The sequence below is a fragment of the Sphingopyxis sp. BSN-002 genome, from assembly GCF_022024275.1.
Lineage (GTDB): Bacteria > Pseudomonadota > Alphaproteobacteria > Sphingomonadales > Sphingomonadaceae > Sphingopyxis.
Genome location: NZ_CP091804.1, coordinates 3,284,439 through 3,298,880, shown reverse-complemented (window position 1 = coordinate 3,298,880; position 14,442 = coordinate 3,284,439). Strand labels below are relative to the sequence as shown.

At 61.7% G+C, this 14,442-nt stretch carries 9 protein-coding genes; 3 read left to right on the top strand and 6 right to left on the bottom strand.

What is annotated here, in order from left to right; all coding sequences use genetic code 11:
* Nucleotides 1–4: 4 nt before the first annotated feature.
* The gene (locus L7H23_RS16275; RefSeq protein ID WP_237836912.1) at nucleotides 5–1,000 is read right to left on the bottom strand and encodes a helix-turn-helix domain-containing protein; all 996 of its coding nucleotides are present in this window, start codon (nucleotides 998–1,000) and stop codon (nucleotides 5–7) included.
* Nucleotides 1,001–1,276: 276 nt separating this feature from the next.
* On the opposite strand from L7H23_RS16275, the gene L7H23_RS16270 reads away from it, so the two are divergent.
* Genes L7H23_RS16270 through L7H23_RS16260 form a run of 3 tightly spaced genes read left to right on the top strand, consistent with a single transcriptional unit; the run spans nucleotide 1,277 to nucleotide 5,800 of the window.
* Nucleotides 1,277–3,496: a TonB-dependent receptor gene (locus L7H23_RS16270; protein ID WP_237836911.1), complete on the top strand. Its 2,220-nt coding sequence runs from the start codon at nucleotides 1,277–1,279 to the stop codon at nucleotides 3,494–3,496.
* Between the two features lie 23 nt (nucleotides 3,497–3,519).
* Entirely contained in the window at nucleotides 3,520–3,912 is a 393-nt protein-coding gene (locus tag L7H23_RS16265) for a 2,4'-dihydroxyacetophenone dioxygenase family protein (protein ID WP_237836910.1), read from the top strand.
* Between the two features lie 4 nt (nucleotides 3,913–3,916).
* Nucleotides 3,917–5,800: an AMP-binding protein gene (locus L7H23_RS16260; protein WP_237836909.1), complete on the top strand. Its 1,884-nt coding sequence runs from the start codon at nucleotides 3,917–3,919 to the stop codon at nucleotides 5,798–5,800.
* A 650-nt stretch (nucleotides 5,801–6,450) separates the two neighbouring features.
* Here the strand turns inward: L7H23_RS16260 and L7H23_RS16255 are convergent.
* From L7H23_RS16255 to L7H23_RS16235, 5 genes are all read right to left on the bottom strand, one after another.
* On the bottom strand, nucleotides 6,451–6,843 hold the full coding sequence (locus L7H23_RS16255) for a hypothetical protein (RefSeq protein WP_237836908.1): 393 nt from the start codon (nucleotides 6,841–6,843) through the stop codon (nucleotides 6,451–6,453).
* A gap of 326 nt (nucleotides 6,844–7,169) precedes the next feature.
* Nucleotides 7,170–7,307, bottom strand: a complete 138-nt coding sequence (locus L7H23_RS16250) for a hypothetical protein (RefSeq protein ID WP_237836907.1) — start codon at nucleotides 7,305–7,307, stop codon at nucleotides 7,170–7,172.
* Nucleotides 7,308–7,401: 94 nt separating this feature from the next.
* Entirely contained in the window at nucleotides 7,402–7,872 is a 471-nt protein-coding gene (locus L7H23_RS16245) for a DUF4019 domain-containing protein (protein WP_237836906.1), read from the bottom strand.
* On the bottom strand, nucleotides 7,869–8,318 hold the full coding sequence (locus L7H23_RS16240) for an outer membrane protein assembly factor BamE (RefSeq protein WP_237836905.1): 450 nt from the start codon (nucleotides 8,316–8,318) through the stop codon (nucleotides 7,869–7,871). Before L7H23_RS16240 ends, L7H23_RS16245 begins: the two co-directional genes overlap by 4 nt.
* Before the next feature lie 53 nt (nucleotides 8,319–8,371).
* Nucleotides 8,372–14,116: a YadA-like family protein gene (locus L7H23_RS16235; RefSeq protein ID WP_237836904.1), complete on the bottom strand. Its 5,745-nt coding sequence runs from the start codon at nucleotides 14,114–14,116 to the stop codon at nucleotides 8,372–8,374.
* Nucleotides 14,117–14,442: the final 326 nt, after the last annotated feature.

The following is a 14,442-nucleotide window of genomic DNA, read 5'->3' as shown; positions in this document are numbered from 1 at the left end:
CGGCTTATTTGGGCGGGAGGGAACCGGCGGCGGCACCATCGGGACATTCGGCCGCAACGCGGCGAAACGCTCGCGGCGAGAGCCCGAAAGCATCGCGAAAGGCATGGCTGAAATGCGAGGCATCGGCGAAGCCGCGCCGCATCGCGATCTCGGTGATCGAATAGGAGGCCATCGACCGGCTCGACAGGTCGCTACGTGCCGCAAGCAGGCGGCGTTCGCGGATCCACGTCCCGACGGTGACCCCGAACTCCTCGAACAACCGGTGGAGATAGCGCGGGCTGAAACGAAAGGCGGCGGCGATGCTGGCGGCCGACAATCCGGGGTCGCCCAGATGCGCAACGATATGGTCCTGCACCCGGCCGAGCAACGCACGCCGGAAATTGGTTCCGCCAAGCTGCTCGACGTCAGGGCGAAAGGCCGCGGCCACCAGCTCGACGGTTGCGCGAAGCACGGCCGTCCGGTCGCGCGGATCCACCGTTTCGACCGTGCGGTGGATCTGACGCAGATGCGACAGCAGGATCGCCCCCAGCCCCGCGCTGCCGTCGACGGTCAGCCCACACATATCCTCGATCCCCGGCACGATCGTCTTCGCCATATGATGCGGGATCATGATCGAGAGCTGGTGCAACTGCTCGCTATTCTGGAACATAGCGGGACGCGTGCTGTCCCACACCGCGATCGTGTCGCGCCGCACCACCGATTCATTGCGCCCCTGCCGCAGCAGGCAATTCCCCTCCTCGAAATGGAGCAGGCAGAAATAATCCTCGGTCCCGCGCTTCACATCGTCCATCGTGCGATAGCCGGTCACCGGATCGCACACGATATCGGTGAAGACGAAGTCGTCGATCGCGCGCCGCCGCACCTGCGCGTCGTAACGCTCGCCATTGCCCTTGCTCAGCCCCCAATGGAAATGCGTCCGGTCGAACACTTCCTGGAATCCCGGCAGTTGCCGCGGCGGCGGCAAATGCGCCGATGTCCATTGTTCCTCGGTCAGAAGCATTGGCCTGCCCTCTCTCCAACGCGGCAAGCTATGCCTTTTGGCGTGGCGATGCAATCAAGGGGTCCGCCGGGTTCTCGCTGACACAAATATGGCTACGCGATGAGACAATTGCCGCCGCGAAAGCACGGCCTTCCGCGCGCTTTGCGCCGCACGCAGTTCCCGCTCAGCCAAATTTTGCACCGCTCAGGCACATGCGCCGGATGGCCGCCCTCGCCTAGAAACGGGAACGAACAGGACGCCCCGACAGAGGGCGCCGCTATCCTGGGAGGGGATCATATGACAAACCAGTTCCGTACATCGCTCTACGCCGCCGCAGCTGTTCAGGCGCTCGCCATCGCAGCACCGGCTTGTGCTCAGGAAAGCACGGATAACGCGACCCAGAGCGGCGTCGGCGAAATCGTCGTCACCGCACAGAAGCGCGCGCAGAATCTTCAGGATGTTCCCATCTCGGTCAGCGCATTCGACGATACCGCAATCCGGGAAGCGGGCTTCACGAACAGCCTGTCGATCGGAGACCAGGTTCCGAACCTTGAGATCAAGACGTTCGGCGGCGTTCCCAACATCTTCATCCGCGGCGTCGGCAACAATGATTTCAACGCATCGTCCATTGGTCCAATCAGTATCTATCGCGACGATGTGGTGGTCGCCTCGACCGGCAGCCAGATCTTCTCGCTGTTCGACCTCGAACGGATCGAGGTGGTGCGTGGCCCGCAAGGCACCCTCTTCGGCAAGAACACGACCGGCGGCGCGATCCAGTTTTTCTCGAAACTTCCCGACGGTAAATTCGAAGGCAATGCCCGCTTCGGCTATGGCCGTTTCGACCTGTTCGAAGGCGAAGCCGCCCTGAGCCTGCCGCTGGCCGATACGCTCTCGCTACGCGTCGCGGGGATTGTCCGCCGCCGCGACGGCGAGAAGGTTAACCTGTTCACCGGCGACCGTGCGATCGATGTCGACGAAGCCGCCGCACGCGCGATCCTGCGCTGGCAGCCGTCGGGTGACACTGACGTCCGTCTGTCCGTAGGCGGCGGCCGCGACCGCAGCGACTATCTGGAAAACAAGCCCGTCGGGACGATCAACGGCGCCGACCTGTTCGGCTATTCCGACCCCTTCCCCGACAATCCCAATTTGCTCAACTTCAACGGCCAGTCGCGCAATCACAGCGACAATGTCTTCGTCAATCTCAACATCGCGCAGAGCTTCGGCGACTTCACCTTCAAGTCGATCAGCGGCTATGACAAGAGCGACGTCGACAACCGCGTCGATGTCGATGGCGGCACCAAGCGCGTCGACGAGATCACCTTCCTGACCGACGCCGAACAGCTGACCCAGGAGTTTCAGCTGGCCTATGACAACGGCCCGCTCAACGCGATCGCCGGCCTTTATTATTTTCAGGAGGATCTCGACGCCGACAGCAATGCCGACCTGCTCGGCGAACTGACCTTCGCGCAGGGTGCGCTGCCGGTGATCACGCGGGCGACGCGCAAGAACCGCGCTTATGCGATCTTTGGACAGGCGACTTACGCCGTGATACCGACGCTGCGGCTGACCGTTGGCGGACGCTACACGATCGACAAGGTGCGTGCGACGCACCGCGCCGACCTGGTACCCGGTTTCTTCGATGCCGACATTCCCGACGGCGCACCGGTGCCGCTGGTGCCCTTCGCGGCACTGCGCGATACCTTCAAATCCTTCACGTGGCGGATCGCGGCCGACTTCGACGTAACCGACGATATTCTGGCCTATGCCAGCGTCGACCGCGGCTTCAAGGCGGGCGGCTTCAACATCGGTATCATCACCAGCGTCGCCGAGCGGACGCAAGTCGATCCCGAATATCTGACCTCCTATGAAATCGGACTGAAGAGCACCTTGTTCGATCGCCGCCTGCGGCTGAACCTCTCGGCCTTCTACTACGACTATACCGATTTGCAGGTGCTGTCGGTGAACCGGCAGGCGGGCAGCGCGGTGCCGACGCTGGGGCTCGACAATGCGGCAGACGCCACGATCAAGGGGATCGAGGTCGAAGCGACGGCCGTGCCGACGGACTGGCTCGACATGGGGCTCAACCTCGGCATCCTCGACGCCAAATACAAGAACTACCTGTCGGGTGCGATCGATCCCGTGACCGGCGATCCGCGCGACTTTTCGGGCAACCGCATGCCCGGCGCACCGAAATTCACCCTGTCGACCTTTGCACAGGTTACCGTGCCGGTCGGCAGGTTCGAGACGCGCTGGCGCGCCGAATACAACTACACCGGCAAGAAATATTACAACAATGCGCAGGACGAACTGATCAGCTCGGGCGAAGGCTATGGCCTGCTCAATCTGCGCGTCGCCTTCGCCGATCCCGACCAGGGATGGGAACTCGCCGCCTGGGCGAAGAACGTCACCGGAAAGGCCTATATCGTCGATGCGACCGACACGAGCGGCTTCGGTTTCGTGCCCCGCTATTATGGCGAGCGCGCGACCTATGGCGCCGAATTTTCCGTCCGTTTCTGAACCCTTTACACGAGTATTTCGACATGATGGACGAACATCTGACTCCGCCCGCCGCCATGAAATGGGCAACAATCGCCGACGGGATCGAGTTTGCATTGCTCTATTCGAGCGCCGAGACGGGCCGCTGGACCGTGTTGTTTCGCGCCCAGCCCGGCAGCTTCTTCGGACCGCACCGCCACCTCGGTGCCGGGGAATATTATGTGACGAAGGGCCGGATGACGTATCGAATGGGCGAAGCAGGCCCCGGCACCTATGGTTATGAACCGCTCGACGTGGTGCACGATCACACGGCATTTCCCGAATATACCGAATTGCTCTTCACCAACCATGGCCCGATTGCCTTTCTCGACGAGGCAGGCGAGATATCGTCGATCCTCGACCACAAATTGCTCGAGGATCTTTCGGCGGCCGTATGAGACGATGAGCGCAACTTACGAAGACACCTATACCAGCAGCCTCTCGAATCCCGACGCCTTCTGGCTCGAGGCGGCCGGGGCCGTCGACTGGATCGAGCGCCCACAGAGCGGATGGACCGAGGGCCGGGGCTGGTTCGCCGACGGCACGCTCAATACCTGCCACAACGCGGTCGACCGCCATGTCGCCGCAGGACGCGGGAAAGACATAGCGGTCATCTACGAAAGTCCGGTTACCGGCGCACGGCAGCAGATCGATTTCGACACGCTCCTCGAACGGGTATCGCGGACCGCCGGAATGCTGTCGAGCCTCGGCATCGGCAAAGGCGACCGCGTCATCATCTATATGCCGATGATCTCCGAGACGCTCTTCGCGATGCTTGCCTGCGCGCGGATCGGGGCGATCCACTCGGTCGTATTCGGCGGCTTCGCCGCCCCCGAACTCGCCAAGCGTATCGACGATGCGGCGCCGCGCGCCCTGCTGACCGCCTCATGCGGAGTCGAGGGCGGCCGAATTCTTCCATACAAGCCGCTTGTCGACCATGCGCTGGCATTGGCGTCGCACCGGATTGAGCATGTGGTGCTGTTGCAGCGCCCACAATGCGTCGCCGAGCTGGTCACCGGCCGCGACCGGGACTGGACCGAAAACTATGAGGCTGCCCGCCCCGCCGGGTGCGTCCCGGTCGCTGCAACAGACCCGCTCTATATCCTCTACACCTCGGGCACCACGGGAGCGCCAAAGGGCGTAGTGCGCCAGAACGGCGGACATGCGGTGGCGCTCGCGTGGAGCATGCAGCATATCTATGGAGCCCAAGCGGGCGAGACCTTCTGGGCGGCATCCGACGTCGGGTGGGTCGTGGGGCACAGCTATATCGTCTACGGTCCGCTGATCGCGGGATGCACCACGTTGCTTTTCGAAGGCAAACCGGTCGGCACCCCCGACGCCGGGACGTTCTGGCGCACGATCACCGAGCATCAGGTCGACATCTTCTTCACCGCGCCGACCGCGATCCGTGCGATCCGCAAGGAGGATCCCGAGGGTCGATTCATTCAGGACATAGGCACCGGGCGCCTGCGCGCGATGTTCCTCGCGGGCGAGCGCGCCGATCCCGACACGTTGCTCTGGGCGGAGCAACAACTGGACATTCCCGTGATCGACCATTGGTGGCAGACCGAACTCGGCTGGCCTGCGGTCGCAACCTGCCTCGGGCTCGACGACAGACGACGGCGCGCGGGCAGCGCGGGTTTTCCGGTTCCCGGATTCCGCTTCGCCGTGCTGAACGACGACGGCGCGCCGGTCGCACCCGGGGCGAGCGGCCATATGGCCATCGGGACGCCACTGCCACCCGGCTGCTATTCTTCCCTATGGAACAATCCCGAGGGCTATGGCCGCGCCTTTCAAAGCTTCGCCCGTCATTATGAGAGCGGCGACGCGGGCCATATCGACGATGAGGGGTTCGTCCATATCATGGGCCGCACCGACGATATCATCAATGTTGCAGGGCACCGACTTTCGACCGGACAGATCGAGCAGATCATCGCCACCCACCCTGCCATTGCCGAATGCGCCGTCATCGGTGCCGACGACGAGCTCAAGGGCATGATCCCGCTCGCCTTTGCAGTAGTCAAGAGCGGCGTGAACGCGGCGGAAGAATTGTCTGGCGAGATTATATCCCTTGTGCGGGAAGAGCTTGGGCCCGTTGCCGCTTTAAAGCAGGCCATCATCGTCAATGCCCTGCCCAAGACCCGATCGGGCAAGATCTTGCGCGCCGCCATTCGGCGACTTGCCAACGGAGAGGATGTCGACACGCCGCCAACTATCGAAAACCCCGGAGCGTTAGCGGAAATTGCGGCCGAATTGCAAAGGCGACGGAATTCCCAGCCTGCATGATCGCTACTGGCCGGTTTGAGGCAGTCCGCTTTTGGGCGTAAAATGGAAATTGCGGACATCGAAGGTGCCGACCCGCGAACAACCATTGGGTGCGTCGCCGCACTTGGGGTCCAAACGGGCGCCGCATTGGCCTATCTACCCTCGATCCATCAGTTTCGATCGAAGACTATATTCCAATGACTTAGCAATCCGACGCTTGGCTACGTCAGGTTGAATCCGCCATGCGACTCGGTTGAAACGGCCATTTCCGTGTAACACGGTTCGCGCAGGAAGCTCGTGAGGCGCCATATCCAGCTTTTTTTTCAACAGACACCTTGCTCAGAAGAGTGGGGCCTCAGGCACGCTCGAAATCGCAGTGCAATTATCCATATGATTTTACTGAATTTAAAATTTCACCTGGGTGGAAGCTAGCTCTTTTTCTTGGTCTTGTTCTCCCATACCGAAGCAGTTCTTCGCAATGAGGTGGGGTCCAAACTCACTTTAGCGGGATAGCGGCGGGCGCTCCAATCCGGATAAGCCACAGCACTCCAAATGCGCTGCGATGTCGCCCGTCGCTTTTATTTGCCGCACTCAGTTCAGCTGAATGCACCCGCGATAGCTCTGGTACGAACGACGATTTTGCAGCTGCGCCTTCCTTATTGCTTCATTGGTTAGCTCGGCGACAAGCTCTGGATGGGTCCTGAAGCTCCAACGATGTTGAATGCTTCGGTCATGTGGGCGTCAGTCAGTCTTACCGCGCGATACCAATCTGTTCGCCCGCCCGCATGTCCGCGCGGACCCGAAACAACGTCAGGCCAAGTTTCAATGAGCTGCTGACCCCACTTATCGTTGTCGTGTTTCAGAAGGTTAGTGAGATCACGGACTGCTTCCAATCGCGGGTGAATCGGGTCACCCAACGCCTCCACTGCAATCGCCAGCTTGCTATGATCCCGCCGGTCGTCACCGGTCCACTTGCGTGCTGACCGCTCCCAGTGATGGTAGAGCGCAATCACAAAGGCCTTCCGGAGGGCTTCCTGAGCTTCAACTTTTGTATCAATCTCCATCTCGTGGACTTGCTCCTGGTCCCACACGATTGCCCCGTCATCCTCCCGCTCCCCCTGCCGTTCGATCTCGCCCTGATTTACCCCATCAACATAGGCTTGGGCATCTTCGCGTGCACGCGCTCACTCCTCATGGAGCGCATCCGCGGCAGAATGATATGCGCTCACAAGAACGTGAACGCCTTCTTGGAAGACGAAGCCATGTAGATTGAAGGTGAAAGCGACCAACGAGGCCTCCGAATATCGCCGAGTATGAAGCCCTAAATCACATGTCGTACGACGATATACTGCATGTCTTGCTCTGTCCGATCAATCGAGAAACTCGGAACTCACGCTCTCTTGCCCGGTTTGATTTTTGCTTCTGAACCCAGACGCAACCACTCCAAGTCATCGCCCCCGACGCGGTGCTGGCTAGCCGCAATATCGCTCGCAAAGCCTTGCGCTTTCAAATTGGCGATATCGCCCATCCATTGAAATTTTCTGCGCCACGTCGAGCTTGGACGCCTCCTATCAAACGCGGGCTTCCCGGCGCAGACATCGGCAAAGGGCCTCCGAGCCAGCTTACTGGATTGTGTAGCCCGCCATGCGCCATTGGCCATCCTGGTCCAAGCTGAATGAGACCACTTCTTCCGCGGACTTTCCATTCTGCCCGGTCGTTGCAAAGCGGATAGAGATATATTGCCCGACGGGCAGCGGCCCGCCTGCCTTGGTGATGGGCACACGCATGATGGATGTCCAGTCGCGAGTCCGGATGCTTCCCAAGACCGCTCTGCGTTGCGCCACGTTCGCAACGAAACGATCCTTCGGAATGCTCGATTTCATGATGGGTGAAGAGACGTCCCAGACCGTCGCCATTTCATAGCGGTCGATCGCGTTCACGACATTTTGCGCGGCATCCAGAAAGCTTGACGGGCCAAGCGTGGCAACTCGCGCTGGCGCTGGCGCACTCCCCGGCCTCTGGCCAGACGCCGGTCCGGAAAGACCCAGAACAATTGCGAAGACAAAGGAGCCGAGGCAGCGCATTTCCATCATTTTTCTACATTCTTTGGCGTGTTGCCCGCGAGGTTCTGCTCGAGAATATTCACGCAGGCCGGTTCACGAAACCAGGTGCGTTCAACGCGTGCCTTGCGATCAAAACGTATCTGGTACTGGCAAGCGACATACTTGTCGCCTTCACCCGTATAAAAGTTCACGATGTAGTTCCAGCGTCGCACGCCGAACAATCCTTCGTGGAAATGCGGCACGCCGATCAGAGCGTAGACCTGATCTTTTGTCAGGCCCGGGGTCACCATCGCAATATTACGCGCCGCAACGAATACCCCTTCCTTGCGGGTAGCGCGCTCGACATCGGGAAACGTAATCGCGTCGCTTACCCCGGGCCGATAGGAAGGAAGTCCATCTGCCGCGGCCGCAACCGCGCCGGACAGGCAAAGCATCGCTGAAGCGGCGAGCATATATCTGGTAATCATTTTCGTCATTCTCCGGAATGAGACTGAGCTGGTCGCCGCATGGAGCGGCGCGATCCTGCCGATCAGAACTGGAACCCGACACCTACGGCCGCACCGCCTTCGCTGCGGCTGTTATAGGAGCCGGTCGCTCGCACAACGACGCGCCCGTTGTCGGATGCCTTCGAAATGCCGAATGCAATCGCCTGCTCGCCCTGCCAGGTCGACATGCCGATGCCCGCGATCCCCATACCGGGCTCGAAAGCCTGCGGCACCTGGCTCATCGCCATCGCCGCAGCCGTGCCGCCATTGGCATCGCGCCGATAACGGGTCAGATCGAAGCGAAGGTCGGCGATTGCCGTATCGGTATAACGGTTGGCCTGACCGAGCGTGTTCGCTAGCCCGGCATTCATCTGCCCCAGATTGACCGCATCGGTTGGCGCAACACCCGCGCCGACATTGGTAATCCGGTCACCGCCCATATCGATGCCGTTTCCGTTGATCGTCGGGCCGCCGGTGATTGCAATGCTCTGAATTCCCGTCAGGTTGGGATTGAGCGCAAGCTCCAGGGCGCCGCCGCTCTGGTTGATCGTCATATTGTTGCCGGCGACGAAAGTCGCCGTCGCGCCGGGTGCGATCGATGCCGAAGCATCGCCCGTCACTACGCCTGACCCGTTCACGCCGCTCGCCAGCGTCCAACCGCCGCCACCGCCATTGACCGTTATGGCCTGCAACGCGTCCTGCACATTGCTGTAGACATTGTTTCCGACGACGATTTGCGCCGTGATGCTGTTGGTCGCAGGGTTGTATGTCGAGCCCGGGCTCAACGAGGCCGCGATGCTGTCCCCCAATGCCACCAACTGGCTGCCATTCACGGCCTCGGTGCTGGTCGACGACAGGGTTGCCGCCGTGACGCCCGTTATCTTGCCGGTCCCGCCGTCATTGACCGTGACGGTACCGAACTTCGGCGCTTCGGCCATCTCGATGTTGATGGCGCCGCTACCGGGATCGGTCACGGTACGGATATTGCCGCCCGAGTAGCTCCCGGTCGTCGTCCCGCCGCCCTGGATAACGAGCACCTGACCGCTCGACCGCGTGATATTCGCACCCGAGTTGCCTGCAAAGCCGATATTGACGCTGCCGACTGCGGCGTTGAGCTGACCGACGTTCACCGCGTCGGTCGCTGCGGTACCCGCCGCGACATTGGTGATCCGGTTCCCGCCATTGTCGAGACCGTTGCCGGTCAGCGACACCGTGCCGTTCGGACCGCCGGCGATGCTTACCCCGCTGGTGTCCACCGTCGTGTTACCGGCGGTGACGCTGTCCACCGTGATGTCGTCGGCCAGCGCAAACTCGATATCGTTGCTCGCTGTGCCCTTGGAGACGACGACATTGCCGTCGCTGCTCTTGAAGTCGACGGTCGATCCCGTTGCGCTGCCGGCGGCCACATTGGTCGCGTTCGCACCCTGCGCGCTGATAATCCAGCCTGCACCGGCGGTGGCATTGAGCTGCGTCAACGCATCCTGCACATTGTTGTAGGTGGTCCCGCCAACCGAAAGCGAAGCGACGACCTGGCCCGTGCTCGGATTATAGCTCGATCCGCCGCCCAGCGACGAAGCCGTGCTGTTCCCGAGCGCAAAGAGCTGCGACCCGTTCACCGCGTCGGTCGAAGCCGCGCCGATCACGCCTGCCGCGACATTGGTGATCCGGTTCCCGCCGTTATCGAGACCGCTGCCGGTCAGCGACACCGTGCCGCTGGGACCACCCGCGATGCTCACGCCGCTGGTATCCAGCGTCGTGTTGCCGGCAGTGACGCTGTCCACCGTGATATCGTCGGCAAGCGCAACCTCGATCTTGCCATCGTCGTCGGCGCCTGTCTGGGTCACACGGATATTACCGTCACCCTCGAAGACGACGTTGCCATCCGGGCCGATGTTTGCGGCGTTGCCGTTCGCATCGGTCAGGTTCCATCCCGCATTTGCGGCCTGCGTGGCGGCTGCGACCGCTTGATTGGTGGCATGAAGCTGGCTGCCATTCACGGCCTCGGTGCTGGTCGACGACAGGGTTGCCGCCGTGACGCCCGTTATCTTGCCGGTCCCGCCGTCATTGACCGTGACGGTACCGAACTTCGGCGCTTCGGCCATCTCGATGTTGATGGCGCCGCTTCCGGGATCGGTCACGGTACGGATATTGCCGCCCGAGTAGCTCCCGGTCGTCGTCCCGCCGCCCTGGATAACGAGCACCTGACCGCTCGACCGCGTGATATTCGCACCCGAGTTGCCTGCAAAGCCGATATTGACGCTGCCGACTGCGGCGTTGAGCTGACCGACGTTCACCGCGTCGGTCGCTGCGGTACCCGCCGCGACATTGGTGATCCGGTTCCCGCCATTGTCGAGACCGTTGCCGGTCAGCGACACCGTGCCGTTCGGACCGCCGGCGATGCTTACCCCGCTGGTGTCCACCGTCGTGTTACCGGCGGTGACGCTGTCCACCGTGATGTCGTCGGCCAGCGCAAACTCGATATCGTTGTTCGCCGTGTCCTTGGAGACGACGACATTGCCGTCGCTGCTCTTGAAGTCGACGGTCGATCCCGTCGCGCTGCCGGCGGCCACATTGGTCGCGTTCGCACCCTGTGCACTGATATTCCAGCCTGCACCGGCGGTGGCATTGAGCTGCGTCAACGCATCCTGGACATTGTTGTAGGTGGTCCCGCCAACATTCAGCGCCGTCGTCACCGAGCCGTCGGGATTCACATAGGAGCTGCTGCTCATGCCACCGGCGATGCTTTGTGCCAGATTGCCGACTGCCGTATTCGTGGCAAAGAGTTGCGAGCCATTGACAGCATCGGTGCTGGTCGATGAAACGCGTCCTGCCGCCACATTGGTGATTGTGCGTTCAGCCCCAAGATTGCCGATGCTGACCGTACTGGTCGGGGCAATACCCGCATAATTGTAGGTAATGCCGTTGTTGACGCTGCTCGCCGTCCCCGCAACCACCGCAGTGACACTGCCCCGCCCGAGAGCGACGTCACCATTTTGTGCGCCGGCGACAGAGTTGCTGCCGATTGAAACCGTATCGCTCGCGGTGATGCCGTTCCCTGCCAGATTACCGAGGGCAATGTTCGATGCACCCGTTACATTTTGTCCGGTATAGGCACCAAGAGCTGTATTGAATGATCCCGTCACGTTCATGCCGGACTGCCGGCCCAGCGCCACGTTCAGGTCGCCCGTGACCTGGTTGCCCGCCTGCCAGCCCATTGCGGTATTCGCCGTTCCCCTCACATTCTGGCCAGTCCGAATGCCGATACCGATATTCGTTACGTTGGTGCTGACCCCGCCGAGCCCGGACTCGGTACCGATATGGATCTCGGAATTGCCCGCCGAAGTGGCGTTCCAGCCAACCGAGATCGATTCCCGCCCGACCGACCTGGACTGAAAACCGAATGCCACACTCAAAGTACCTTGAGCAGAGGCGTTTGTGCCGATTGCAATCGCGCCAAGTCCGGTCGCGCCATCGTTGTTATAGTTGCCCGAGCCCAAAATCTGGCCTGCGTCGTTGATGCTGACGTAATGCGTCTTGCTCGCCTCCACCGCCTGGTTCGTCGCAAAGAGCTGGGAACCATTGATCGCGTCGGTGCTCGTCGCACTGACGCGTCCGGCCGCGAGATTGGTAATCGTCCGCTCGTTACCGACGCTTCCCACGCTTACCGTGCTGAGCGGAACGGCTCCCGCAAAATTATAGGTCGTGCCGTTGATCGTCGCAGAGGCAGTCCCGACGACCGTATCGGCGATCGATCCGGCACCGAGGGCGACGCCGTCGGCGACTGTTACATTGCTGTTATGCCCCAAGGAAACGGCGCGATCGGTGCCCGCAGCGATGGTGACATTATTGCCCAGAACGAAGGCCTGATCGGCGTCGATCACATTGTCGTTGCCGATGGCATAGCTGTCGTTGCCGGTGATCGTGGTCGGATCGCCAAAGGCACCCGACCGATCCCCCGACACGTCATGCCCGACACCGATCGCGATCGACTGGTCTCCTGAAACCTGGCTTCCCAGCCCGACCGCAATACTGCCGATACCGCTGCTCTGCGCGTTCGATCCGAATGCCAGGGCATCTTCCGCCGATGCCCTGGCGCTATCACCCATCGCGATGGCAAAAGCGCCGGATGCATTTGCGATGCGGCCGATTGCAACAGCACTGTCACCAGAATCCGCCTTTGCGCCATTACCAAGCGCGACCCCACTGTCGGCCATTGCACTCGATGTTGTCCCGAGCGCGACTGCACGGTTGCCGCTGGCCGTGACGCTGTCCCCCAGGGCGAGCGACCCGTCGCCGGTTGCGAAGCTCACACGGCCGATAGCGACCGACCCGTCGCCAGTCGCCGTATTATAAGAACCGAGGGCAACGGCGCCATCACCCGTGGCAAATTGACTGACGCCGATCGCGACGGCCCCTTCATTTGTTGAATTGGCGTTCGCCGATGTTCCGCCTGCGCCGATGGCGACATTGTAGCCCGTGGCTCCCGACGTCGCGCTCGCCCCGACAGCCACACCATCCTGGCCCAGTGCGGACGCGTCCGTTCCGATCGCGACCGCCCGTTCAACTGCCGCAGCATCGGTCCCGATGGCGACCGCATCGTCGGCGAGGCCGCGGGTATCCTGACCGATGTTGACGGCGCGGTTATATGCAGACCCAAGCGTCCCGACAGGATTGCCGTTGCTGTCGATCTGCGCCTGTGTTCCGGCCTGATTGCCGATCGAAACATTGTTGTCGCCCGTTACAGCCGCGCCTGCTGCGACCCCATGCGCGACGTTGTTGTTCCCTATCGCTGCCGCGCCGCCGAAATAGCCACTGAAGCTGTTCTGCGTGCCCTGCGATTCCGCCCCGGCAAAAGCACCGACAAACGTACTGCGCGAGACATCGCCGGCTCCCTGGCCGGCGCCATAACCGACCGCAACCGTCGATCCCGAAGAGATCGTGCCGTCCAGCGCGCCTGCGCCCAACGCGGTATCGCCTTGTCGGGCGAGCGCATTGTTGCCAACCGCGGTCCCCAGATTGCCTCTCGCCTCTGCGCCGGAACCGATGCCGACCGCATACTCGCCGAGTGCGTCGGATTCGCGCCCGATTGCTATCGCATTGGTGTTGAGCGCCTGCGCCTGTGATCCGATGGCAACCGAATGAATACCGTCGGCTTCTGCCTCCGCACCGAAAGCAAGCGCTTCATTTCCAGTGGCCGAAGCATACGCACCAACGGCAGTGGCGCTCGGGCCAACGGCGGACGCTGCATTCCCGATCGCAATGGCATTGGCACCGGAGGCGCGCGTCGTTGCCGTGCCGAGAACAATTGCGTTTGCACCCGGCAGATTGGTCGACACCCAATTGTTCAGCCAGGCCAGATCCGGATCGCCCGTCGGAGTGCTCGGCACCCCGGAAATCGTTGCGAACCCTCCGCTGCCGTTCGGCACCTCGCACGTCCATGTGGACGCCACAGTGGGGGATGCCGACGCGATGGAACAGGTGGAGCCCTGTGTGCCGACATCGACAGCCGTCGTCTCCGTGACGACGGTCGCAAGAGCCGGCGATACCAGCGCCAGAGCCACGGACGCCATCGCGGCGCCGACAACCGAGCGACCGGTGTCGCTTCCCGGATGAACCGGACCCAGGCTACGACGCTTGCGGCGCATCCCCAGTACCCGAACAGAAGCACGCAGCGCCTGCATGATACGGCGACGGACGGACCACGAAAGGCCTCCCCCGACTTTCAGCCGACCAGCAAACCCACGCTGGACATTGGCGGCTACGTGTGTCCTTTTCAGATCATAGCGCATAGAGGATGTCTTTCTTTGGTCCCTTAGACATCCAGCATAGGAATTGTTGGTAAATTACTGGTTTACTAAACACTTGCGCATACTTTCACATATTTGCACCCTGCCTCCGTGACGCTCGGCCCGATGGCCGTCGCGGCCAGCAGGCCCGATGCCATACGAAACCGCAGCAGCGGGATCTTTCGCCAGAAATCTACCTGTCTTCTTCGGAGCGCAGGGCGAGCGCCATGCGCCTTGGCGTCGGTCGTGGACGAGCATCTTTTGGCTATTGGTCGAGAGGAGGAGACAAGGGTCCGCCACGCCGGGCTCACGCGCTGCTCCGGATTCGT